Source organism: Streptomyces sp. NPDC000594, assembly GCF_040299965.1.
Lineage (GTDB): Bacteria > Actinomycetota > Actinomycetes > Streptomycetales > Streptomycetaceae > Streptomyces.
The window spans coordinates 23,268-46,396 of sequence record NZ_JBEPCY010000039.1 but is presented as its reverse complement, the minus strand read 5'-3'; the positions used below and the strand labels follow the sequence as shown (position 1 = coordinate 46,396).

Annotated in this window: 18 protein-coding genes and 5 pseudogenes; 7 read left to right on the top strand and 16 right to left on the bottom strand. The window is 68.7% G+C overall.

The window, feature by feature from the left end:
• Window positions 1-10: 10 nt before the first annotated feature.
• The 5 genes and pseudogenes from ABT354_RS32865 to ABT354_RS32850 all read right to left on the bottom strand — a co-directional run.
• Window positions 11-535: pseudogene (locus ABT354_RS32865) on the bottom strand (VanZ family protein); the annotation flags it as partial.
• Between the two features lie 17 nt (window positions 536-552).
• Window positions 553-1,800, bottom strand: coding sequence for a serine hydrolase domain-containing protein (locus ABT354_RS32860; protein ID WP_351500621.1), 1,248 nt, complete (start codon window positions 1,798-1,800; stop codon window positions 553-555).
• A 301-nt stretch (window positions 1,801-2,101) separates the two neighbouring features.
• Window positions 2,102-2,689: pseudogene (locus tag ABT354_RS38135) on the bottom strand (NsdA family TPR-like regulatory protein); the annotation flags it as partial.
• Entirely contained in the window at window positions 2,679-4,055 is a 1,377-nt protein-coding gene (locus ABT354_RS32855) for a sensor histidine kinase (protein WP_351500619.1), read from the bottom strand. The pseudogene ABT354_RS38135 and the gene ABT354_RS32855, both read right to left, overlap by 11 nt.
• 4 nt (window positions 4,056-4,059) lie before the next feature.
• Entirely contained in the window at window positions 4,060-4,731 is a 672-nt protein-coding gene (locus ABT354_RS32850; protein ID WP_351500617.1) for a winged helix-turn-helix domain-containing protein, read from the bottom strand.
• Window positions 4,732-5,430: 699 nt separating this feature from the next.
• Here ABT354_RS32850 and ABT354_RS32845 point away from each other — a divergent pair.
• Window positions 5,431-6,393 carry a COG4705 family protein gene (locus ABT354_RS32845; protein ID WP_351500615.1) on the top strand — a complete coding sequence of 321 codons (963 nt, stop codon included), beginning with the start codon at window positions 5,431-5,433 and terminating at the stop codon, window positions 6,391-6,393.
• Window positions 6,394-6,747: 354 nt separating this feature from the next.
• Entirely contained in the window at window positions 6,748-7,182 is a 435-nt protein-coding gene (locus ABT354_RS32840; RefSeq protein ID WP_351500612.1) for a DUF6892 domain-containing protein, read from the top strand.
• A gap of 680 nt (window positions 7,183-7,862) precedes the next feature.
• Here the strand turns inward: ABT354_RS32840 and ABT354_RS32835 are convergent.
• The 5 genes and pseudogenes from ABT354_RS32835 to ABT354_RS32815 form a co-directional block, all read right to left on the bottom strand.
• Window positions 7,863-8,231: a DciA family protein gene (locus ABT354_RS32835; RefSeq protein WP_351500610.1), complete on the bottom strand. Its 369-nt coding sequence runs from the start codon at window positions 8,229-8,231 to the stop codon at window positions 7,863-7,865.
• Window positions 8,228-8,350 (bottom strand): hypothetical protein, encoded by a 123-nt coding sequence (locus ABT354_RS32830; RefSeq protein WP_351500608.1) that lies wholly within the window; start codon window positions 8,348-8,350, stop codon window positions 8,228-8,230. Before ABT354_RS32830 ends, ABT354_RS32835 begins: the two co-directional genes overlap by 4 nt.
• 433 nt (window positions 8,351-8,783) lie before the next feature.
• Window positions 8,784-9,152, bottom strand: a complete 369-nt coding sequence (locus ABT354_RS32825) for an iron chaperone (protein ID WP_351500606.1) — start codon at window positions 9,150-9,152, stop codon at window positions 8,784-8,786.
• Between the two features lie 9 nt (window positions 9,153-9,161).
• Window positions 9,162-9,566: pseudogene (locus ABT354_RS32820) on the bottom strand (hypothetical protein); the annotation flags it as partial.
• Window positions 9,567-10,048: 482 nt separating this feature from the next.
• Entirely contained in the window at window positions 10,049-10,522 is a 474-nt protein-coding gene (locus tag ABT354_RS32815) for a hypothetical protein (RefSeq protein WP_351500604.1), read from the bottom strand.
• Between the two features lie 364 nt (window positions 10,523-10,886).
• Between ABT354_RS32815 and ABT354_RS32810 the strand changes: the two genes are divergently transcribed.
• From ABT354_RS32810 to ABT354_RS32800, 3 genes and pseudogenes are all read left to right on the top strand, one after another.
• Window positions 10,887-11,657 (top strand): SAM-dependent methyltransferase, encoded by a 771-nt coding sequence (locus tag ABT354_RS32810; protein ID WP_351500602.1) that lies wholly within the window; start codon window positions 10,887-10,889, stop codon window positions 11,655-11,657.
• Between the two features lie 264 nt (window positions 11,658-11,921).
• Window positions 11,922-12,782, top strand: a complete 861-nt coding sequence (locus tag ABT354_RS32805; RefSeq protein WP_351500688.1) for an alpha/beta fold hydrolase — start codon at window positions 11,922-11,924, stop codon at window positions 12,780-12,782.
• Window positions 12,783-12,946: 164 nt separating this feature from the next.
• Window positions 12,947-14,401: pseudogene (locus ABT354_RS32800) on the top strand (NF041680 family putative transposase).
• 485 nt (window positions 14,402-14,886) lie between these two features.
• On the opposite strand, the gene ABT354_RS32795 reads toward ABT354_RS32800, so the two are convergent.
• The 5 genes from ABT354_RS32795 to ABT354_RS32775 all read right to left on the bottom strand — a co-directional run bounded on the left by ABT354_RS32795 (window position 14,887) and on the right by ABT354_RS32775 (window position 19,648).
• Window positions 14,887-15,246, bottom strand: coding sequence for a DUF6192 family protein (locus ABT354_RS32795; RefSeq protein ID WP_351500600.1), 360 nt, complete (start codon window positions 15,244-15,246; stop codon window positions 14,887-14,889).
• Window positions 15,228-15,965: a DUF6192 family protein gene (locus tag ABT354_RS32790; RefSeq protein ID WP_351500598.1), complete on the bottom strand. Its 738-nt coding sequence runs from the start codon at window positions 15,963-15,965 to the stop codon at window positions 15,228-15,230. The genes ABT354_RS32795 and ABT354_RS32790 overlap by 19 nt, the downstream gene beginning before the upstream one ends.
• 512 nt (window positions 15,966-16,477) lie before the next feature.
• The gene (locus ABT354_RS32785) at window positions 16,478-17,767 is read right to left on the bottom strand and encodes a hypothetical protein (RefSeq protein WP_351500596.1); all 1,290 of its coding nucleotides are present in this window, start codon (window positions 17,765-17,767) and stop codon (window positions 16,478-16,480) included.
• A 1-nt stretch (window position 17,768) separates the two neighbouring features.
• Window positions 17,769-18,638: a C39 family peptidase gene (locus ABT354_RS32780; protein ID WP_351500594.1), complete on the bottom strand. Its 870-nt coding sequence runs from the start codon at window positions 18,636-18,638 to the stop codon at window positions 17,769-17,771.
• Window positions 18,639-19,363: 725 nt separating this feature from the next.
• Window positions 19,364-19,648, bottom strand: coding sequence for a diaminopimelate epimerase (locus ABT354_RS32775; RefSeq protein WP_351500592.1), 285 nt, complete (start codon window positions 19,646-19,648; stop codon window positions 19,364-19,366).
• A 963-nt stretch (window positions 19,649-20,611) separates the two neighbouring features.
• Between ABT354_RS32775 and ABT354_RS38130 the strand changes: the two are divergent.
• Together ABT354_RS38130 and ABT354_RS32765 are read left to right on the top strand one after the other, a co-directional pair.
• Window positions 20,612-21,050: pseudogene (locus ABT354_RS38130) on the top strand (polymorphic toxin-type HINT domain-containing protein); the annotation flags it as partial.
• 353 nt (window positions 21,051-21,403) lie between these two features.
• Entirely contained in the window at window positions 21,404-21,868 is a 465-nt protein-coding gene (locus ABT354_RS32765; RefSeq protein ID WP_351500588.1) for a hypothetical protein, read from the top strand.
• 709 nt (window positions 21,869-22,577) lie between these two features.
• Here the strand turns inward: ABT354_RS32765 and ABT354_RS32760 are convergent.
• Window positions 22,578-23,009, bottom strand: coding sequence for a GntR family transcriptional regulator (locus tag ABT354_RS32760; protein ID WP_351500586.1), 432 nt, complete (start codon window positions 23,007-23,009; stop codon window positions 22,578-22,580).
• Window positions 23,010-23,129 lie beyond the last annotated feature (120 nt).

Here is a 23,129-nt window from a genome sequence, read left to right as displayed (position 1 = left end):
CCTATGGTCGTCACAGAATCGGCGCCGACGGGTGCCCACCGGACACGCCACGCGCCCTGTCGCCCGGCGCGGGGCGAGGCCGGTCCGACGGCACCTCCGCCGCAGTGCGCCACCAGCGGCGCGACGCCGGCCCGAACAGCACGGCGCCGGCGGCGTTGACCAGTACGTCATCCATCGACGACACCCTGTCCGGCCGCAGGACGTACTGTGCCGTCTCGACCAGGACCGAGCAGCTCGCCCCGAGCACCAGGATCCGCCGCACGGACGCCAGCGCCGCGAACCGCATCGGAGCGAAGAACCCCAGCGCCGCGAAGATCAGCAGGTTACCGCCGATCCCGACCGGCCCCATCGTGACCAGGTCCCGCAACGGGATCGGACTCACCCGGCCGGGGACGACGCCGCCCCCGGGCCCGGTTGCAGGGTCAGCCACACCATCGGCACCGTCCCGTAGACCCATGCCCACCTCGGCCAGTGGCATCCGCCGCGCCGACGTGACACCGTCGGCGCGCCGCGGGCTCGCCGGAGCCCGCACCACCGGAGCGGCTTCCCACCTCAGCCGCCCGCCCCGCCGGAGGGCGCAGCGCCGGTGATGGCCTGCGTCTGCCGGTCGAGGATGTCCACCAGGCTGTCGGAGTCGCGGTTGATGAGGGTGACGGCGACCCAGCCGGTGTACGGGTAGATGCTCCAGTTGGCGCCGACACCGGGGTTTCCACCGGCACGCTGGTACTTCCACTGGCCGTTGACGATGTTGATCGCGAGCCCGTACGCACCGAACGACGTCGGCCCGTGGGGGGTCTTGGCCCCGAAGAGCACGTCGGCCCAGGGCCGGTCCAGCACCGTGCCGTCGGTCAGCGCCTGCGCGAAGCGGACCAGATCCGGCGCGGTGGCGAAGCCGCCGTCCCCAGGGGCATCGATGAAGGTGCGGCCCGGGTTCTTGCCGAGTAGGTACGGGTACGGGCTGCCCTGGTCCAGGTTGCGGAGCGCGTCCACCACGCTGCCGTCGGCCAGTTCCATGTACGGGTGCGCGATGTGCGGGTCGGTGAGCCACTGCGGCCTGGTGCAGAACGCCGAGCTGGTCATGCCACAGCGCTTGAAGACGTTCTTCTGGACGTAGTCCCAGTACGTCGTGCCGGCCACGGCCTCCACGATCAGCGCGGGAATGGTGGCCTCCGCCTCCGCGTGGCCGGTGTTGGGAGTGCCCGGGACGCCCACGAGTTTCGCCTGCCGGGCCCGCTGCTCGTAGTGCCCGTGGACCTCGTCCCGGCTCTGGAAGACGCGTTGCACGTCCTCATCCGGGGAATCCAGCCTGGACGTGCCGGACAGCAGGTGGTGGACGGTCACCTGCTCGGCGATGTCCTTGGCGAAGCCGGTCAGGTGGGCGCCCACCGAGTCCGACAGCCGCAGCTTGCCCTGCTGCGCCAGCTGCAAGATGGCCACAGCGTTGAACGGCTTGCCCGCCGAACTGAGGCTGAACGCGATGCCCTCGCGGTTGGCGATCCCCTTCTCCTCGTCGGCCATGCCGTAGCTGCGGGACAGGACCGTGCGGCCCCGGTGCGACAGCAGCACCACGCCGGAGAACTTGCCCTCGGCGGCCAGCCGCGCCACGTATCGGTCGAAAGCTCCGCCGGGCAGGGTGTCCTGCGGGATCCGGTCGTCCTCGGACGCGTCGGTGGGGGCCGCGTAGGCGTGGCCGATCCCGGCGCCCACCAGCGGCACGCCCGCCGCCACGCCGACGGTAGCCAGCCCGCCCCATCTGAACAGCCGCCGGCGGTCGACGCCCCGTACCGAATCCGAATCCATGATCACGGGCCTTTCCCGGTCGAACAGATCTGGCGCCAACAGTGATGCGCTGTGGTTCATGCCTCCACTGAAGACGCAAGGCTGTTGCGTCGGCGTATGCGATTTTCGATACGCCCGCGATACACGGAATCCCCAGCCGCGATCCGGGTACGACGAGACGGCATGACCAGTCGCGTTGCTTGATCCAGCCCACTGCTCCACCGCATCCCGGGCGGCGGTCGGCCGCCTGGCCCGCGGGTTTCCGAGATCGCGCTGTACCTCGCTGTACCTCGCTGGCGTCGCTCGCGAGCCGGGCGAACGTCGGCACCCGTGGCGCCGCGGTGCGCCGGGCACGCTCGCAGGCGGATTCCGCCAGGGTCACGGTGCCGGCGGGGCGGCCGAGGAGGAAATGCTGGAGTGCGGCGGTGGTGAGGACGTACGCATCGGTCCGGGCATCGCCTCCGGCGCGGGCCAGGCGCAGGGCCTGGGCGAAGCGGCGGCGGGCGGTGGCGTGGCGGCCCATGTCGACGTCGGCCCAGGCCGCGATCCGGGCGAGCTCGGCGACGGCGCTGAACAGGTCCCGGCCCACCGCCCCGGAGAAGCGCCCGCGCAGCAGGAGCATCGCCTGCTGGAGGCAGGCGATGAGCGGGATGGTGCGGGCCACGTCGAGTGCGGCGAGAGGGTCTCCGGCGTGGTTCTCGGCACGAGCGACCCCTGCGCGCGGCGTGCCGTGGCCGGGACGGCACACATGGCGAGGAAGGGCCCGGGCGATGAGCGGCACACCATCCGTCGAACCCTGGTCGACCCAGGTGCCAGAAGTCCCGAGGCTCAAGGGCGGCGCGCGGTTGCGGCCCGGACACCTCTTGGCCGGTGTTTGCGGACTGCCACCGGTAGGCACTTCAGTTGGCATGGGCGGGAAGGCGGACGACAAGGCAGGCCCCGGGAGCATGGTCCTCGATGTCAATGCTGCCGTGGTGGGCGGTGATGATGTCGCGGACGATGGCCAGTCCGAGTCCGCTGCCGCCGGTGTCTCTGGCGCGCGCGTCATCGAGGCGGGTGAAGCGGTCGAAGACGCGGTGTCGGTCGGGTTCGGGGATGCCGGGCCCGTCATCGGTGATGACCAGTTGCGCGGTGCCGCCGCCGGCACGGAGGCTCACCTCGATCCGCCGGACGGCGTACCGGAGGGCGTTGTCCAGCAGGTTGCGTACGACGCGCGCGAGGGCGTCGGGGTCGCCATCCACGCGTGCCGCGCTGACAGCGTGCTGGTCGATGATGAGCTGCGTGCGCTCGCGGGCGCGGCTGACCTCGGCGAAGACGATCTCGTCCAGGTCTGTGGGCTGCTTGCGGAGCCGAGGGCGGGCGTCGAGGCGGGCCAGCCACACCAGGTCGTCGACAAGGCGGGCGAGCCGTTCGCAGTCCTCCGCCAGTGCCGGGGCCAGCGTGCGCCAGTTGGCGGAATCGGGGTGCCGGGCGGTGATCTGGAGTCGGGTGTGCAGGCTGCTCAAGGGGCTGCGCAGCTCGTGGGCGGCGTCCGCGATGAACTGGCGCTGCCTTTGCGTGGCGGCTTCCAAGCGCGCGAGCAGATCATTGAGTGTGGTGGCGAGCCGGCCCAGAGCGTCGGCCGAGGGAGGGACATCGAGGCGGCGGCTGAGGTCGGAGGTGGTGATCTCGGCGGCTTGTGCGCGCAGCACCTCGACCGGGAACAGCGCACGTCCGGTGAGCACCCATGCGACGCTGGTCAGCGCGGTGATGACCAGTGGCACGCCGATGGCCAGACCGCCGCCGAGCTGGGCCAGACTGGCGTCGACGTCCTCGGTGGGCACGGCCGCATACACGGTCACCGGATCCTTTCGGGTGCCGGCCGGTACGGCTACGGCACGCCAGGTCGTGTTCTCGGCGTGGGGCAGGTACCGGAGGCTGCGGGCATGCGGTTCGTCGGAGGCGGTCGGTGGGAAGGCGAACACTCTGCTTTGGCCTTGCAGGTTCGGTGAGCTGGACCGGACCGAGCCTTGTTTGTCGATGACCTGGACGGTGATGTCACGGTCGCCGGGGGAAGGCAGTGCGGCAGGGAGTTTGCCCGAGTCGACGATTTCCGCGACGGCCTGGGCCCTCTGCCACGCGGCCTGGTCGAGGCCGCTGGTGAGGCTGATGCGCAGCCAGGCGAGCAGCGCCACGGAGGCACCCACCAGCCCCACCGTGATCACGAGCGCTGCGGCTGTTGTCAGCCGCAGCCGCAGCGACCGGCGGGACCACCAGTCCCGGATGGGGGTGCCCATCGCGTCACCTGTCGCGCAGCCGGTAGCCGGCCCCGCGAACGGTCTCGATCAAAGGGCGCTCGAAAGGGACGTCGACCTTGCGTCGCAGGTAGCCGACATAAACCTCGACGATATTGAGGTCGCCGTCGAAATTCTCGTCCCACACATGGGCGACGATGTCGGTCTTGCTGACCACCTCGTCGCGATGGCGGAGCAGGAATTCCAGCAGTGCGAACTCCCGTGCGGTCAAAGTGATTTCCTGTCCTGCGCGGCGGCACCGGCGAGAGGCGGGATCCAGAGTGAGGTCGTCGGCCGCGAGCACCGCCGGCCGGGCCGGCGCCCCGCGTCGCAGCAGTGCCCGCAGGTGCGCGACGAGTACGACGTAGGAGAACGGTTTGCTCAGGTAGTCGTCGGCTCCAAGGTCGAGGGCATCCGCCTCGTCGTACTCCCCGTCCTTGGCGGTGAGCATCAACACCGGGGTCCATACGTCGGCAGCCCGCAGCCGCTTGAGGATTTCGTACCCGGACAGTCCGGGCAGCATGATGTCCAGCACGATGACGTCCTGCTGCTGGTGAAGGGCGCGCCAGAGGCCGTCCACGCCCTCGTAGGCGATATCGGCGACGAAGCCCTCCTCGGCGAGACCGCAGGCGAGCCCGTCGGCGAGACCGCGTTCGTCCTCGATGATCAGCACCCTCATGATCGCCTCCTACCACTCTGTGCCGCACCGTAGGGGGTGGCTTGCTGAGAGGGGGCTGAGAGCCGGAGCGGTTCTCAGCCCTCTCTCAGGAGCCTGGGCGCAGGCTGTGTAGTGCCCGCGGGGGTGGCCGCTCCTACAGGACGAGGACAGGCGCCATGACCAACCATCGCACCAGGCGCGAACCGATGCCCGGCACGATACGCCGACGGGTGGGGTCGGCAGTGCAATTGCATGATGATCGGCCCCGGCCGCGCCTCGCTCAGGAATTCCTCCAGCATGCCATCTGGAAAAAACAGGCCTGTCCGCGCAATATGGCGGCCATTATGGTCAAGTCTTTCTCGCGATACCCGCACGAGGGCCCTGCGTGCGGACCTACCGAGACTTTACCGCCAGCGTGTTGCATTCCTGGGGAATATGCGACGAGGAATGTCAAGCCGCCGTTCTCGTGGTCAGCGAACTCGCCGCCAATGCCGCGCGACACGGTCATGCCCACATGGCCCTTCACCTGCGTATCGGCCAGCGCTCCCTTCTGCCACCAGGTCCTCGTGGCGCTGCCCCACAACCGAGGCCGGACACCGCCAGAGGCGACTGGTGATACGCCCACCACCGCAGGCCCCCGAGGCGGGTCAGGCAGAGATTCCCCGCCCGCCCGGACCGCCGTAGCGCACCGACAAAACTGAAGGGAAAGGAGACACCGGCATGACTGCCACCGTTTCCGTCCAGCCCAACGTGGCGGCCTCCCCGGCGAGGTATGTGCTGCGGAAGCTACCGCTCGTGACGGCGCTGTTCTGGGCGCTGAAAATCATCGCTGTCACCCTCGGAGAAACCGCAAGTGACCAGTTCGCGATCGAACTCAAAATCGGTTACGCGACCTGCGCGATCATCTTCTTCGTATTCTTCGCCATCGTCGCTCTCCTGCAACTGCGAGCCAAACGCTTCCATCCGGGTCTCTTCTGGACAGTGATCTTCAGTACCAGCATCGTCGGCACCTCGATATCGGATCTCATGGACCGTGGAATCGGCCACTCCAGCACCGTGACAAGAAATGGGATCGGCTATGGGCCCGGCGCCATCATCCTCACCAGCATTCTGGTGGTCATCTTCCTGGTGTGGTGGCGAACCGGGCAGACCTACGACGTCGAGAAAATCGCCACCCGCAAGGGTGAGACCCTCTACTGGATCGCGATCCTGGTGTCCAACACCCTCGGTACCGCCAGCGGGGACTGGCTGGCCCACGGCACCGGACTGGGATTCCGCAACGCCTTCTTCGTCATCTCCGCAATCATGCTGCTGCTGCTCGCCGCCCACTATCTGACCAGCATCAACAGCATGGTGTTGTTCTGGGTGGCATTCGTCCTGACCCGCCCACTGAGTGCCGCCGCTGGTGACTCGATCACCAAACCCGTCAGCGAGGGAGGACTCGGGCTGGGCACCCTGTGGGGCTCGGTGATGCTGGTGGGAGTGCTCACCGCATTGATCGCCTACCAGACCTGGCACATCCGGCGTCACCCGCTCGACCTGTTGCCCGCCCCGACCCACAGGATCACGGGACAACCGCAGCAGCCCAACGGGCAGGTCGTCCTGGCCTACGGCCCGCACCCCGGCCAGATCGTCCGGACCCCGGAGGCAGCACCCCGACCTCAAAGGCAGCATCCCGGCTGACGCCGGCAAGCCGAGCGGTCGGCACACTTCATCCGGCCGCACTTCTCGCCCCAGGGAGAGGGCGCCGGCCCCGAACACGGTGAACAGGCTGAGCCAGGCGGCCGCCACCAGCAGCAGCAGGCAGCGCGGCACGATGACCAGGAACGCCCAGACCACGGCCAGTACCAGGGCCAGGATCAGCCAGTGGCCGCGTACCGAGGGGCATGGAGGTCCGTGAGCTGTGCGCTCTGTCCGCCCCCCTCCTTCCTCCTTGCCGGGGCATGCGCCATCCGCAGACCCGAGCGCGGTCGACCTCGGCCGCCCGCAGGTCCCGGTCGGAGGGACCGTGTCGTACCTCCGTGGTACTCCTGTCCCATGAGCCAGTTCCGCGACTTCAACCTCAAGCTGCTCGTCATCGAGGAGCTCATGTACGGCCCCGAACCGCTCCTCCCGGTCTACGATCTGCCCGCACGGCTGGCCGGACGAGGGATCGGCGACCCCGCCTCCTATGTCCTGGAGAACAGCCTCCACACCGAGGTACTGCCGGAGTCCCGGGCCCACTTCGAAACCCTGGAGATCCCGGCCGAGCTCCTCTCCCGCGTCGAGGAACTGTGCTTCGACGCCGACGCGGACGTCTTCACCCACTGCGCCCCCGCCTGGGACGGCGAGGACGATCTGTTCGACGTCCGCTCGCTCGACGACCTCGCACTCCTGCCCAACCTGCGGGAGGTCACCTTCGTGGAAGACGGCGTCCTGACGGTGCCGGACGCGGCGGAGATCTTCGCCGCACGCGGCATCACCACCGACTGAGCCCGGCACCCGTTCATCGCCCCCGGGCCCCGGCCAGCGGCGCATGGATCCCGACTGACCCGGACCGCCAGGAGGACCCGGCGCCGACATCGCTGGAGGAGACCCGTGCCAGCAGCGCAAGGTCAACGAGGCCACCCGCCTCGCCGCGATCTCACAAAACCCGAGCCTGACCTGTGTCCCCTCACTCACCAGGGCCTCCCCCTCGACGTCGTCGCGCTCGACCATGCTGTGCGGGCACCACCTACCCCGTCCTGACCAACGACCACGGCACGGTTACGCGGATGGACGTTCCCGCCCGCTCAGCACGTGCCCGGCACAGCGCGGCGGCCTCGGTCGCCGCGGCCTGGCGGCGGCGTTGGAGGCGGGCCTGGTCAATCGGGGCCGACGCATCGTTGGGGGCGACGTCGGGCTCGGGGAACGCCCGGCGCGACGTTTCCCGCATCGCCTTCGTCTGCCGCGATACCCGGATCCACCCGGGGCGGTGGCACGGCCTGGCGTGCGCCTCGATCGCAAGGCGGTAGCCGTCCGACGGGATCCGGCGCTCCCCCGGCGCGAGGGGCACGGCCGACTGTGGGGCCAGGTCGGCAGCCACCTTGCCGGGGCTGGCCTTCATTGATGGGGGGCCAGGACGTTCAGGGTGCGGATGTTCGCGTTCGGCACCCGTTTGTTGGCCGCCGCGATCAGTTTCGGCGCGCTCCGGCGCAGCTTCGTGCCGACAGCCAGGGCATCGGGGCCAGGTCCAGGCGGCCGGTGTCCGTGTCGAAGGCCACGGCCTTCACACGCCCGGTGAGCTCGGGCATGACTGCGGCGAGGATGGGGGTCGGAGTAGGCGAGGACGATGCCGCCGGCGGCCGGGGTGACCAGGCCGGCTCGGTCATCATCCGGCCGATCGCGCTGCCCAGTCCCAGCGGCTCGCGGCCATCGCGCCGTACGACGGTGGTGGTGCGCCGCTTCGACTTCCTGGTGGCGGAGCCGTTCTTCTCCGCCGCCTCCCGGGCCGCAACCAGGACCCAGCGGGCGAGGTCGACACCGCTCAGCTCGCTGGTCATGCAGTCACCGCCCCGGTGGCGTCGCCGTCCAGCGGGCGCGCGGCGAGCTCAGGCAGCCGCTCCGCCCACGACGCGGTCTGCTCGGTGGGGGCGGCGGGCCGCTCGCGCAGCTGCTCCATCCGTACGCCCAGGAGGTGCTGCGCAGTGCGTTCCCGGGCCGCTTCGGCGGCCTTCGTCGCCGCGAGGACGTCCGCGCTGTTCGGGTTGTGCCGGAACCAGAGCCATCCCTACTGGTCCCGTACGCCCGGCGCGCTTTCGCTCGCGCTGATGACGAGCCGCCTCGGCGCGGGCGGGGCGAACACCTCGTGACCTGCGGTGTTGTCACGTGATCATGGAGTTTTCCTTTACCTGCATCTGATCGGCTCTTTCGCGTGGAGGTCTGCTGCGAGCAAGGTATCTGCCGGAGCTGCCTCCGCGTCGCCGGTTCACGAGAATCGGACCAGCTGATGCCGGAACGTCGTACCGGCTGTGGCCGGCGCCGAAGCGGGAGTTCGGCTGCGCCGGAGGTCGCGCCCGGTCACGCCGTGCCCACGACCCGACGGCCGGGCGGGATCAGCAGGCCACGCCGGGCCGTCGGGCCGCGGTGGCCCTGAGCAGATCCCGTACCAGGTCGAAGTCGATGCTCTCCGGCCCCCGGAACCGCAGACAGCCCTTGCCCATGTCCTGTCCGGCCAACCGCTCCCCGAACGCCTCGCGGACATCACCGCGCAGGAGGTAGAAGGAGATGTACCGCTTCTGGGCGGCGAACGCGATCTCCGCGGTACCGTCCCGCCGGTAGGCGGGCATCCCGTACGCCATGACCTCCTCGAAGCCCACCAGCTCCGTGCGACACAGCTCCCGCAGCCCGGTCAGCGCGGCCCTGCGCTCCTCGGGGACCTCGGCCAGGTAGCCGTCGACATCACTCGCCGCACTCTGCACCATTTAGTCAGATTATTGGGCTTTGACAGCCGGATCAACCACCGGGGTCACCGGTTCAGGGGGGTGATCGGGCCAGGGGACGCCGGTGGCAACGGTGGCAGTGCAGTCGACGCCGGGCACTGAGAACCCGTACAGACGCCGCACCTCGGCCCGGAACCATTCGACGTCGGCGAGCTCCCAGCTGTCCAGGCGGATCCTGCCCTCGTCGTCCAGATCGAGCGGGGCGGCTCCGGTGAGCTGGTCCCACAGGGCCGCGAGCCGGCGGATCGGCGGGACCAGGCCCTCGCCGAGTACGCCGCGCAGCAGGCCCGAGTACAGGCCGATACCGGGGATGGCGGTGGAGGACTGGGTGAGGGCAGCGGCGTTCACGGAGGTCACGGCCCTCCCGCCCACCGTCTTGCCGAGCCGTTCGTCCAAGTGCGGGCGGCGGCCTCCGACTCAAGGAGGCCCGCTCGGCTGGTGTCGATCTCACCCGCTATGCCGCTTCCGGTAAAGGGACGTGAAGCCCGACGTCTGCAGGATGGAAGCCCGCGGGTGGAAGCCCCTGACCGGTAGCACCAGGTGAACCGTGTTGTTCCGGAGAACCAGAACGATCAGGGCCGCGTACACCGGTACGGCCGAAGCGTTACGTCGTTCCCCTGGAGGGGAAACGCACAGGTGACAGGGGCGGCGAGCGGCACGGACACAGTCGCTGCATGCAGAAGTCGTGCAGAGACGTCATGCGGAGCATCGCAGATCTGCGATGCTATGCAGCCGCCGGAGCGGAGAGGCCGGCCCCGCTTGGCCTCTGACAGCTGACCTTGACCGATTGCCAAATGATCTTGAGTGCCATTGCGGGCCGTTCGCACCGGGCACTCTGGCCAAGCGTGCCTGGGCCGACTCGCCGGGCGAGGCCGGCGTCAGGTCCTGCTCGACACCACGTGCACGTTGTCGAGATGGAGGCACAGTGCCCCGTCGACCGGACACTGCAGGCCGACCGACAGGCGGCGAACCCGGCCGTCCGCGGCAAGGACAAAAGCGACCGCCACCTGAAACACGCGGTGTCCGGCGGGGCATGCCGGGTCCGCCGATCTGCGGAAGAGCTCGCGCGGCCAGGGCAGTGGAGAGACGGATGGCGCGAGCTCCCAGGCGGATCCGCCTGCGTAGACATCTCCGTCCACTAGGCCGACCGGCAGGCAGCAGCCCTCGCAGAAGCACTCGTCTCCGGCCACTTCGAACTGGTCCCAGTCGCACCATCTGCAGACGACGGTCGTGATCACAACCCGCCCGAGCGGCTCCCGGAGGGCGGTCCGGCCCAGCAACGACACCAGGCCGTCGCCTTCCGCCATCGCCTCGCCCGGCGATCCGGTACTCCACACGCCTCCGTCTGCCACGACAGGGATCCTTGCACGGCCAGGGATGACAGCTCCACAGGTCAGGCACGTCTGCCGCCAGCCAAGATCGAGTGACAAACAGTCAAGATCCCGTGTCAGAGGACAGGACCGTCCGTCACAGGCATCCGCTCACTGCTCACAGGGTCACGCCACAGGGCTTTCACCTGCGGAGACGCCGTGCGCGGCTCACAGTTGCAGCCAGTCGTCACAGGCTGCTGCCGGTTGGTTCAGTGTCTCCTGACACTGAACCTGGACGTCTGTCACTGAAGTTGGACAGCCACGACGCTCCTCCCCTTGGCCCTCGGCCGACCGGTGGGGCACAGGGAAAACGGGTTGCGGCCGGGCACGGAATCAGCTTAGGTCCGTGCTCGTGACTACCTTGAGTGACCTCTTCCGGCCGGACCGCTATCCGCTCTCCTCTCGCTATGACCCCGCATGGCTGCTTGACCTCGACATGGGGCCGAACCCGCTGTGGATGCTGGAGGACCTTGCTCACGATCTTGACCTGCACCCGGGTATGCGGGTTCTCGACCTTGGCTCCGGCAAGGGCGCCACGTCGGTGTTTCTGGCACGCGAGTACGGAGTCGAGGTCGTCGCCGCCGACCTGTGGATAGCCCCCGAACAGGCGGCAGCCGTCTTCGCTGAGGCGGGTGTCGGAGACCGGGTGGAGGCTGTGCGAGCAGAGGCGCACACCCTGCCGTTCGAGGAGCAGAGCTTCGACGCGATCGTCAGCGTGGACGCCTTCGAGTACTTCGGCACGGCAGACAGCTACTTGCCCTACCTGCTGCGGTTTCTCCGGCCTGGCGGGCAGCTGGGCATGGCGACCCCCGCCATGACACGGGAGATCCGTGAGCTCGGCACGATCCCGTCCCACATCAAGAATCTGGTCGGCTGGGAAGCCATCGCCTGGCACACGGCGGAGTGGTGGCGCTTCCACTGGGAGATCACCGAATTGGTCACGGTCACATCCGCGCGTCTGCAGCAGAATGCCTGGCGGGACTGGCTGCTCTGGGCCCAGGCAGGCGCTGAGCATCACCCCAACGGTCAGAGTACAAACCAGCCTGTCATCGAGATGCTCACCGCGGACGGCGGCGAATACCTCTCCTTCGCTCTGGTAACTGCACGTAAGAACTGAGCGAAGCCTGCGATCGGTGCGCGGGCTCACCGATCGTTCCCATCTCGACCGTTCGCACCCCCCTCGTCGGCCCAACTTCGGTGACAGACGACCCAGGTTCAGTGTCAGAGGACATTCAGGGAGGTTCACCACCAGGGCAGCAGGGAGATCGTTGACACTCCGCTTGCGGGGAGTGTGACACGGTTGGCGGGCCTCGGTGTCAGCTTGCTATTTAACCTTTGGCGGGGCCTCAGTGAGACCGGTAGGTTCTCCGCAGTGACCTTGATGGAGACGCAGGGCCTCGTGTTGATGACGGACGAGGCGCAGTTGCGCTGGATGGCGCTGGGAGACACCACCCGGCGGCCGCCCGTGGTCATGCTCCATGGCGGTCCGGGTCTGCCGGACTACTTGGGCGATGTAGCCGCCATGATCGCGGACCTTGCGCCCGTGTACCGGTATGACCAGCGCGGCACGGGCCGGTCACCGTGGCGGGGGCGCCATTCTCTCGCCCTGCATGTCGACGATCTCGCCGAGCTGCTCGACGCATGGGACGTATCTGAAGCCGTGCTGATTGGGCATTCCTACGGCACTGACCTGGCGAGCCGGTTCTGTCTGGCGCACTCTGACCGGGTTGCCGCGATGCTGTTGATGTGCGGGCCGTTCGTCGGTGATTGGCGCTCCGGGGACCGAGCGGAGCGTGATCGCCGCATGTCCGCGACACAGCAGGAGCGGCTCCGCGCTTTGGAGGAGTTGCCGGACCGCACGGAGGAACAGGAAGTCGAGCTGCTCACGCTGGCCTGGTTCACCGACCACGCCGATCCCGAACGCGGGTGGCACTGGGCCGCGCAGGGAGCCCAGCGGCGTCGCCCCGTCAACTGGACCATGAATGGCGAACTGGGCAGGGGAGAACGCGCGGACCCGCTCGATGATCATCTTGCCGAGCTGCGCGCGTGCCTGCCCGCGCGAACGGAACTCCTCGGTGGGGCTGACGATCCCCGCCCTGTGTCGGCTCTTGAATCACTTGCGCTCCGGCTCGATCTTCCACTGACGCAGGTCGAGGGCGCTGGGCACGAGCCCTGGCTGGAGCAGCCTGACGCCGTGCGTGCGCACCTTCGGCGATTCGTGCACGGCACGGTGGGCACATAGGGTCTCGCCGGTTTGCCGGCTGACGTCATCCCCAGCTGTCGGCACCGCGGAGGGGTCCGGTGTCGAAATGGGCCTCGAACTGGGCTGCTCACCTGGGCATTCGCCGGACGTGGGGGCCGGCCTTCGTCTGATCATGTGCTCCGACCAAGACGAAGGCCGTGAGAGTGAGTCTGCTGCCTGACATCGGTCCTGGGGAAGTGTTCGCGAAGGCGTCACGCTTCCGGGACGACCTGTTCGACTGCCTGACCTCGCGTGGGGACGAGCTGTTCGATCTCACCGACGCGTTGCTGTGTGCCGACGGCCCGGTGAGAACACCGGTGGACCTGACGCTGGTGGCCGAACACCGGCGCGGGCACGGCGCCCTGTACGACGCGCTGAACAACGGGACCATTGACGTGCCCCGGCTGCGGCAGGTCATGGCCGGCCTGCCCATGCCCCAGGCCGCCGACGGACGCCTGGTCCTCGCGGTAGACGTCAGCCACTGGCTCCGCCCTGACGCCCCGACCAGCGCGGACCGCCTCTTCTGCCACGTCTACGGCCGCAGCGGCCGCTCCTCGGACCAGCTGATACCCGGCTGGCCGTACTCCTTCGTCGCCGCCCTCGAATGCGGCCGGACGTCCTGGTGCCAGCTCCTGGACGCCGTCCGCCTGGGACCTGCCGACGACGTAGCCGAGGTCACCGCCGCCCAAGTCCGCCGAGTGGTCACCGACCTGATCGAGATGGGCCGCTGGCACACCGGCGACCGGAACATCCTGATCGTGTTCGACGCCGGATACGACGCGCCGCGCATGGCCCACCTCCTGCACGGTCTGCCGGTCGAGGTCCTCGGCCGGATGCGCGCGGACCGGGTCATGCGCCGCCCGGCTCCCTCCCGCGAGGAGTACTACCGGGCCCACCCTCGCGGCGGTCACCCGCCCAAGCACGGCAAGGAGTTCCACTCCACCAAACCCGGGACCTGGGGCGAACCCGACGCGGCGACCGTGCAGGTCACCGACCGGTACGGCACCGCCCAGGCAGCGGCCTGGGACCGCATCCACCCGAGGCTGACCACGCGCTCCGCGTGGATCGACCACACCGGCCCCCTGCCGGTCATCGAGGGCACCCTCATCCGCCTCCAGGTCGACCGCCTCCCCGGCGGCGGAGACCCGCTGCCGGTCTGGCTGTGGTCGTCCGCCACCGGCCTGACCGGCGAGGATGTCGATGTCCGATGGCAGGCGTTCCTGAGGCGCTTCGACCTGGAACACACCTTCCGTCTCATGAAACAGACCCTGGGGTGGACCCGGCCGAAGCTCCGCACCCCCGAGGCCGGCGACCGCTGGACGTGGATCGTCATCGCCGCCCACACCCAGCTCCGCCTCCTCCGCCCAGCCGCCGCCGACCTCCGCCATCCCTGGGAGAAGCCCGCCTAACCCGGCCGGCTCACCCCGGCCCGCGTCCGCCGGGGGTTCAGGAACCTCCGCCCGAACCTCGCCTGTCCCGCCCGTGCGCCGAAACCCTCACGACCGGGCCCCGGACGACCACCCGGCTCGAAGAACAGACAGCCCGCCACCCGCTACGACGTGGGCAAAACAGCGAAACGACCAGAAAGCATCACCGAACGAAACCGACCTGGACCATAAAAGACAAGGTCAGAAGCCGTCCCACATCCCCTCGCGTAGCAACGCTCGGTAGCGGGAGCGCCAGGTGATTTGGCTGTTGGTGGAGAGATCTGGTGACAGTTGTCAAGGCGGTATGACCGGACGCGTGTGGATATGGCGGGTAAAGCTCTGGGGGACTCGTGTACGGCTGTGAATGATTCCCCGGTCTGGTGAAGCTGACCTGAGGGAGACCCATGCCGTCCATCACGCCGCAGCCGGAATACGCCTACAAGGTGGGAGCAGTCCGGGAACCCCCAGTCTCTCCCAGACCTGGCATCTCCTCGCCCTGGACAACGACAAGTACCTCTTCGCGCAGAAGCTCGGTGGACGGGTACTGACCACCGACCGCGGGCGTGTCCTCCTCCAACCGCCCTACCGCGGGACCGACCAGTACGAGATCAACCGCCAGGTCTTCGTGCTGAGGCCCGAGGGCAACGGCTACTACTCAATCCGCGAACTCAACTACGCTATGAAACTTGCCGCGTGGGGAGAGGGCGTCCGCCGGGTCGCATGGCACAGCTGGGCCGGACTCGCTCCGGCTGGCCGGGCCTCGACCAGCGCCTTGCGCACCACCTCACCATGAACATGGGCGGGCAGCCCCCGCGCCACTGCTCGCCCCGCAGCAACTGGGCCAGCACCTCGTCCAGATCCGTCTGCCCCGTCGCCACGGCGGTCTCGATCCAGTCCGCCGTCGCCCGTAACTTCTCCAGCACGGTGCTGACCCGCTCGTGCCGGTCGGTGAACTCCTGCCCCCGCATCTTCGGCACCAGCCGGGCCGCGCCCGCGATGAAGCCCTCGCAGACGGCCATCAGATCGGTGAATTCCATCTGACGGTGCCACCGGCGGACCACGCGGTTGCCGGGTCGTCGAACCGCTCACCGTCCCCACCGGCCTCTTCTTCGTTGTCGCGGGCCAGGACGTCCCGGTACTCCTCGTCCAGTTCGTCGTCCTCGTCGGCCTGCTCGAACTGGATCTCGTTCACCATGTAGCGGGCATCCGTGTCCCGCATGGCCACGAACGCCACTTCCCGGCGCTTGAGCAGGTCGGCCGCCACCCGGCAGGCCACCGCCTCGTCCCGCACCAGCTCCGCGACCGCCTCGACCTTCTCCTCCACCGTGACCGCCGTGGACGTCTTCCACCCGACCACCCGCTTCGCCGCCTCCCCGTCCCACGACCGCCGCCCCGTCCGCTCGTTCAACGGCGGATGCGCGATCACCTCGAACGGGTCCGGCGCCGATGCCAGGATCTTGTGGACCTCCCACGACACCCCGGCCACCCGTCGCTCGGCCGGCCACTTCGCCGCCACCCACCGATACGTCCGCACCGTCGCCACCGACAGACCCACCTCCTCGGCGAAGACCTTCAGCGAGTCCTCCACGCTCTGCCCATCCTCGGGAACCCGCAGATGACCGCCATGCTCACGCATCGGCTCGATCTCCAGCACAGCATCACCCAAGGCCCACTGGGCAACGGAATGGACTTCGACCTGACGAAGCGACGACGCCACCAGCTCGTGATAGCGGCTCGCGCTGACACCCCCGATCACAGCCACGGCGGATCACCACCCACCAGCAGGACGAAGACGCGGCACCACGCCAACGACACGGGCTCCGTCCCGCCACTACCAGCACGGTCCGCCGCCACCAGCCGAGATCACCAGCAAAACCCTGAAATGCACATATGCCAATATGATCAGCCCAATAGAGGGCGGGATCAGCCTCTATGCGACCCTCCAGCAACCGAAACGGACCAGACCAGAATCCCAGTCACTCACCGTAGATATGGGACGGCTTTGCGGGCGCGGCGCCGGGCTACCGGGTCAGGCGGTGGATCTCACGGAGTCACCGGAGGTCCTGCCGGGCCGTGCTTCGCCGTATCCAGACCTCACCAGGGTGATTGCACTCGGAGTGGGGACCCGGATCACTGGCCGTCCCGTGGTCACGCCACACCGGTCACCACACCTCGGAGCCGGGATCAGAAGCGGGGACTCTCACCCCGGGGTGGTGACGTACCGCGCCGCTGGGACTGGCTGTTGGGACGGCCAGGTTGGGGACTGGGCTATTTCCATCGGGCGACGGTGTAGGTGGAGGTCCCGGGGCCTCTTTTCGGTTGTGAGAGCTTGGCCCAGGCAACGTGGTCGCCGGCTGCGTGGGCGACGCTGTATCCGGGCTGGGAGCCCAGGCGCCAGAGCTTGTTGCGGGGGAGGTCGTAGAGGTACTGGCCGGCGTCACCTTCGTCGGCGCCGCCCCAGGCGAGGAAGCGGTCGGTGGCGCGGAGGGCCATGGTGGCCGGGGCGGAGTGACCCAGGGCGATGGTGAGGGCGCGGTTGGTGCGCAGGTCGAGGGAGTAGAGGAGGCCGGAAGTTCTGGTGTGGGTGGCGATGGTCCAGGTGATTCGGTCCTTGCTGACCGCGAGGGTGGAGACGGACTGTCCTTTCGCGAGGGTGCCGTGGGCGACGACGGTGTCGGTTCCGCCGGGGTCGAGGCGGTGGATCTCGAAGCGGTCCTTGCGGAGCTCCGGGGTGACGTCGGCGGTGCGGACGTAGAAGAGGGACTTCCCGAGGGCCTGGGGGAGCTTCGCCCGTTCCACGACGGTGTGGAATCCCGGGGTCCGGGCGGTGAGCGGTGCGGCGACGATCCTGGTGCCGAAGGCGTTCTTCTTGCCGGGCAGGGGGTGGGCGGTGGCCCAGTAGGCGGTGTCGGTGCCGAGGGAGAGTCCCGATCCGTCCTGGGCCTCGGGCATCGGCTTGCCCCGGGTGAGGGTGTGGGAGTCGCCCAGCAGGGTGGTGCGGCCGGTCCTGGGGTGGTGGGCGAAGACGCACCAGTCGAAGCGGTAGAGGTTGGTGGTGGTGGTCTCCGCCCAGGCGACGACGCCGTTCTGCTCGTCCGCGTAAGGGGCCTGCCGGGGCCCCTTGTTCCGGCACGATCCCCGTGGTGCCGGGGGAAACGGGGTGAAGCCGTCCGCTGTCTGGAGCCCCATCCGGGACTGGCCGATCCTCAGTCGGCCGTCCACCGTCCGGGCCTTCGGATCGGACGAGGTGATCAGGCGGCCGTCGGCCGTCAGATCGAGACCGGCCGCGGTGCGACCCTGGCCGAGGTCGGAGGCGGAGCGGAAGGGCCGCTCGTACGGCCGCTGCTCCGGTCGGCCGATCGGGACCGCGTCGGCCCGGCGGACGGTGGCGGCGACGGTGAAGGACATGCCCCGGGCGCTCCCATGGCCGGGCGACGCGGCCGGGGACGGCTCGGCCCGGGTGGACTGTGCGGGCGAGGGGCGGGTGTCCTCGTCGCCGGTGCAGGCGGTCAGCCCGGCGAGGAGGAGAACGAGGGCTAACGCCGGGCTGACGCGCATGTCAGTACACGTATCCGTTCGACTGGAGGTAGGTGTCGGCGAAGCCCTTGGTGCCGGCCGTGAACTTCTTCTTCACGCCCTGCCACACCGATGTCGAGGGGTCGGCCCACTTGCTCTTGCTGCCCTTGGATGTGTAGCCGTAGGCGGTGATCCAGTGCCCGATCGTGAGGTTGCGCGGGTGGCTGTTGTAGTGCGGCCCGTTGCGGAACTCGACGGTGTCGGCCGCGATCGGCATGCCGTTGTTGCCGATGCTGTGCCGCATCGTCTTCACCGCCTGCTTACCCGACGGGCTGGGGACCTGGACGTACCAGTTCTCACCGCGCCACCGGTCGATGCCCCTCTCGAACTGCTTGGTGGTCCAGTCCGTCAGACCGGCCCGCGCGGTGTCCATGTGCGACCTGTTGCCCATGTTGGTCTGGTTGAACTTGTTCCTGTTGTACTTGCTGCGGATCTTGCCGTCGGCCATCTTCACCATCATGATGCCGGTCGCGGGGCCGCAGAAGAAGTTGTTCTTCTGCGCGTAGTGGGTCAGCTTGAGCGTCCTCTCCTTGGGCGCGACCGAGCTGTGCGCGGAGATCCGCTTGGCCCGCTTGTACTTCTTCAGATACCGGGCTTCCCGCTTGTTGTACTCGGCCCAGGTGATCCGGCCGTCCTCCGCCTGGGCGAACGACTCGGTGACCGCGGTCTTGTCCTTGCCCTGGTCGGAGAGGGCGATGTTCTCTCCCGGAGGCGTGACGCTTCCGCCGGTGTGGTTGCCCACGGGATTCCGGCGCGGTTCCTCGGCCGCCTGCGCCGCGGGCGCTGCGATCGTCCCGGCTGCCATCAGCAGCGCGCAGGCGCCGCCCAGGGGTAAGAGTCGCTTGGAGCGCATAGGGGTTCCTCCCGTTATGGAACGTGTGTTGAGTGCCGGAACACGGGGAGGGGCTGCCGGACATCCGGCAGGGCGCGGTGCGGCACTGCGCTGTCGGCCCCCGTGATCAGCAGGCACAAGGAATCAGAGCGCCGCGGCCACCGGCAACCCGGCACGCGGCCGTGGCCCGAAGTGCGCGGACCGTCACGCACAGCATCCGGAGAGGGCTCCTCCCCTCGAACTGACAGGTCAGTAACATCACCGGCGCAGCTGGCGGGAGGATGAAGCGGGCATCTCCGGGCGATCCGAAGCCTGCGGCAATGTCTCATTCCGCGCCGCGCCGGCGCGTCATCACGCGGTGCTCCGCCCTGCCCCTGACCTGTCCCGGCCGCCCCGGTGGCGAGTCCCTCGGCGGAAGTTCCCTGGTCGGAGGCTGGCGCGCCGCTTTGCCAAACGCCGGGCCTGCAGGTCGGAACGGCGGCGTCCGTGTTCAGTCGGGTCAGACACTGCGGGGCCGGGACGAGCGGTCCACCTGCGGGGCGAGAGTGAGGGTGCCGTGGGCGGTGATCTCGGCGGGGCCGGTGAGGTCCATGGTCCGGTCGGGGTGGAGGGTGACGGTGAGTCGGTCTCCTGTGGTGTCGACGGTCCAGGTGCCGGGCTCGGGGGCCTGTCGGGTGTGGTGGATGGCGGCGGTGACGGCGGCGCAGGCGCCGGTGCCGCAGGAGCGGGTTTCGCCGGCGCCGCCGTCAGTGGACGCGCAGGGCGAGGTGGCGGGGCCCGCGCCGAAGGGCGAACTCGACCGTGACGCCGTGGGGGTAGGCGTCGGCGGGTGGGGTGGTGACGGGGCCGGGGTGGGTGAGGTCGTCGACCAGGGCGACGGCGTGGGGGTTGCCGAGGTCGACGTGGAGGGCCTGCCAGGTGTGTCCGCCGACAGTGACGGTGATGCGGTCGGGTCCGGGGAGGAGGATGAAGTCGTTCTCGGCGCCGTGGCCTTTGGCGAACGGGTGCGGCGGGCCCGTCGGGGGTGCCATGGGCGGGGATCCTCCGGTAGGTCGAAGCGGAGCCCGGCGGTCCGGCGGTCCTCGGTGCTGCGCAGTCCGTAGGCGGCGCCTAAGTCGAGGACGGCGAGCAGGTGCAGCCAGCGGGAGACGAGGGCGGTGGTGAGGTCGGCCTTGATGAGGACCGTTCCGCCGGGTTCTTCGGTGACGCGCGGTTCGTGTCCGGCGAGGGGGCTTCCTCGGCAAGCCGGTGGACGCCGGGACCAATCTGACCCATATCGGAGCCCGTCAGTACGACTCCGGCCTCGCGGTCAGTTCATCAGCGTCGACCCGCTCCTGACCCTGGACCAGCACCAGTCGCTCAACGGCTACAGCTACGCCAACCAGCACCCGGCCACCTCCTCCGACCCGACGGGCCTCCAGGACCCCGGCTCGTGTGTCACCCAGGCGTGCTTTGAGCAGTCGACCGAGGCGATCAAGAATGCTTCCAGCGAGGAGGAGAAGGAGTGCATCCGGCACGGCTGCTACACGGGTAAGGGCTCCAGCGGCCGGGAAACCGGTGGTGGCGGCGGAGGTGGCGGTGGTACGTCCGCCACGTCGAGCACCGGCAACACCGTCCCTGCCGAGGTCTTCTCCAATACCTCGACCTGCGGCGTCAGCATGGGCAGGCCGTACTGCGACCACGGCAACGGCGATGTGCGGTACCAGGCGCAGGACAACAGGAACGGCGCCAGGATCTACGAGCCCAGCCCGGCACCTGTACTGATCGGCGGACACACGGTCGACGACGAGGTACTCAAGGAACTCGGCCTGATGGTCTGCGGCTGGATCCCCCTCGCGGGTGCCGGCTGCGACCTCTACGACGGTGTCCGAGCCGCCGATGAGGGAGACAAGGTCGGTGTCGCACTCGCCGGAGCCGGGTTCATCCCGGTCTTCGGCGACGGGGCGAGGCTGGGCAAGCAACTGGATCGCCTCAGGGACGCGGCCCGCCCGTGCAACTCCTTCCTCGCCGGTACCGATGTCCTGATGGCCGACGGCACGACCAAGAACATCGAGGACGTGCAAGTAGGCGACATGGTCATGGCCCGGGACCCCGAGACCGGCGATTGGGGCCCGCGCGAGGTCACCCACCTGATCCGCGGCCGCGGCGACAAGCAGCTCAACGAGCTGTCCATCGCCACCGAGGACGGCATCCAGCAGCTCATCGCCACCGATGAACACCCCTTCTGGTCCCCGTCCGAGCGCCGCTGGATGGACGCCGCGGACCTCACCGCGGGGATGACGCTCCTCGCGAAGAGCGGGGACACCGTGGTGGTGACCGCCAACCGCGCGTACACGGAGCGGGTCAGGACCTATAACCTGACGGTGAATGACCTGCACACGTACTATGTGCTGGCGGGCGAGACGCCCGGTTCTGGTGCACAATTCGAATGGTCTGTGCGGAACCGCGGCGCTGGAAAACGGCGACTGGCAGCACATCGTGGACCGTCACCGGCCTGGAGGTGCACTGGTGGACGATGCCGCCGGGATCTTCACCGGTAAGGAAAAGCACGTTCGTCGCCGAATAGTCGACACTATCAACCGGGGAACGCCGAAGCCCAATACGCCGGACCCTGTTACAGGCGAGGCGCGGCCTGGTCAAATCTACGAGTGGGATTTCGGAAGCCCTGTCGGGAGGACAGGTCCGGCGAAGGGTGGAGGCGGGCTAAACAATGTCCGCGCAATCGTTAATGACGGAAAAGTCGTGACGGCGTTTCCGTACTAAGTGAGTAGCAAGTGAGGAAAAGCGTGATTCAACTCTCCTTCTACCTCCCGGAGCCGGGTTCAGCCTGGACCAAGACCTGGGACGCCGCCAATCAGGGCGATCCGGCCATAATCAGTGAAATGGACCTCCGCTACAAGTGTTTCGGGGTGAATTTTGAACTGATGGTTGGCGACGTTGAGATCGTCTCGAAGAAGAGATTCGTGACTCTCGTCGATCTGACCTTGTCTCTATCTGGCGCGGTGAAGCGCATCTCGTCAGGTGAAGACGCCGCATTCGGTTTCACTGAAAGCGAAGAGGTGATTCATCTGCGTCAAGATGGCGATCTGGTTGCGGTGAGTTCATCGAAGCATCCAATGCACGGAGCCGTGGGGCGTGAAGAGCTCGTGGGTGAAGTTCTTCGATTCGTTCGAGAAGTGCATTCGCGGCTGGTTACAGAGATTCCTGGATTGTCGGCAAACCCAGTTATCCAGCGAATCTCGCCGGAGTAGGCAACCTGCCTTCGAAGGCGACAGAGATTGAAATGTAGAGGCCCCGCTGGAGTTTTCCAGCGGGGCCTCTGCGGGCGTTTGACGGCAACGCCAGCGGACGACGGGGGGGGGTGCCCCTATCTCTTTGGTCAAGGGAAACGGGGCTGCGTTGGGCCGAGGAGCCGGGCTGCGTCCTCGATCCGTCCGGTGGCCCGGAACGCCAGGAGTCCAGGGTGTGCGGCCAGGGACGCCGACCGCAGGGTCGGGTCGTCCCCGAGCCCGGCCCGGACAAGGACTTCCCGCAGAGTGGTGCAGACACGGGCCTGCCGCTGGGCCGGGGTGCCGCCCTCGCTGCCGGCCAGCGGCAGACCAGGGTGGGGCAGGCGGTCGATCCGCCGGGCCAGAGCCCGGACCGCCCACGCGTCCAGTCGGCAGTGGCGGGGCCGGATCCGCGTCGTGCCGCCTGTGAGGTCGAGGTCCTCGGCGGTGACCGTGCTGATCTCACCCGAGCCGAGACCCGAGAGCGCGAGTGCGGTGGTCGCGGCATGCCGGGTCGCCGACTCCGTCAGCTGCGCGAAGTGCCTCAGGGGATGGTCCGCTCGGTGACGTCCGTCTGCTCGAACCCCGCCCGGGCCAGCGCGGCCCTTGCCGCACTTGGGGTGAGCGGCCCCGGCTCCTCCAGCACGGTGTTCTGCGCGATCGTCAGCGGGAACCAGCTCTCGGTCAGCCGTTACGGGGATCTGGTCGGCGAACAGCCGGCCGCTGCGGACGATACAGCTGGCCTGCCCGCGCTCGACGCGCAGGGCTCGGTGACAGCGGCTGGCTGTTCGGCCTGTTCGACGGCGACCTCGTACCGGGGCTCCAGGCCCAGCGCCCGGAGATCACTGGCAGGGTCATGCCCTGCCGTAGGGGAATGAGGGATCGGCGGGAGCCAGGTCACGACCGTTCCGCGCTCCTGCCGGGGCCGCACCAGTCCTTCCGCGGTCAGGCCGGCCATGGCCCGGTTCACCGGGCTGCGGGAGACCCCGCATTTCAGGGCCAGTTCCGGCTCCGGAGGCAGAACCGACCCTGTCGGATACCGGCGGTCGAGGATCTCGCCGCGCAACGCCGCCGCGATCTCACGGAACCCTAGCCTGACCCGCAGTTGCTCGTCCTCGCTCACCGGGGAGGGCCTCCTTCCGGGAGGGCTGACGGCCTCGTGCCCCGGGCGACCGCCACGGTGTCTCCGGCCGCGCCGTCGGCGTGACGGCCATGATGCCGCAGCGAACCGGTGCACCGGGCG

Bases quoted from the DNA above. Each gene is read 5' to 3' on its own strand.
- ABT354_RS32780 (WP_351500594.1), bottom strand. From the start codon at position 18,638: ATGCGCTCCAAGCGACTCTTACCCCTGGGCGGCGCCTGCGCGCTGCTG.
- ABT354_RS32775 (WP_351500592.1), bottom strand. From the start codon at position 19,648: ATGGCACCCCCGACGGGCCCGCCGCACCCGTTCGCCAAAGGCCACGGC.
- ABT354_RS32835 (WP_351500610.1), bottom strand. From the start codon at position 8,231: ATGACCAGCGAGCTGAGCGGTGTCGACCTCGCCCGCTGGGTCCTGGTT.
- ABT354_RS32825 (WP_351500606.1), bottom strand. From the start codon at position 9,152: ATGGTGCAGAGTGCGGCGAGTGATGTCGACGGCTACCTGGCCGAGGTC.
- ABT354_RS32785 (WP_351500596.1), bottom strand. From the start codon at position 17,767: ATGCGCGTCAGCCCGGCGTTAGCCCTCGTTCTCCTCCTCGCCGGGCTG.
- ABT354_RS32830 (WP_351500608.1), bottom strand. From the start codon at position 8,350: ATGGAGCAGCTGCGCGAGCGGCCCGCCGCCCCCACCGAGCAGACCGCG.
- ABT354_RS32805 (WP_351500688.1), top strand. From the start codon at position 11,922: ATGGAGACGCAGGGCCTCGTGTTGATGACGGACGAGGCGCAGTTGCGC.
- ABT354_RS32840 (WP_351500612.1), top strand. From the start codon at position 6,748: ATGAGCCAGTTCCGCGACTTCAACCTCAAGCTGCTCGTCATCGAGGAG.
- ABT354_RS32795 (WP_351500600.1), bottom strand. From the start codon at position 15,246: ATGGAATTCACCGATCTGATGGCCGTCTGCGAGGGCTTCATCGCGGGC.
- ABT354_RS32855 (WP_351500619.1), bottom strand. From the start codon at position 4,055: ATGGGCACCCCCATCCGGGACTGGTGGTCCCGCCGGTCGCTGCGGCTG.
- ABT354_RS32860 (WP_351500621.1), bottom strand. From the start codon at position 1,800: ATGGATTCGGATTCGGTACGGGGCGTCGACCGCCGGCGGCTGTTCAGA.
- ABT354_RS32845 (WP_351500615.1), top strand. From the start codon at position 5,431: ATGACTGCCACCGTTTCCGTCCAGCCCAACGTGGCGGCCTCCCCGGCG.
- ABT354_RS32850 (WP_351500617.1), bottom strand. From the start codon at position 4,731: ATGAGGGTGCTGATCATCGAGGACGAACGCGGTCTCGCCGACGGGCTC.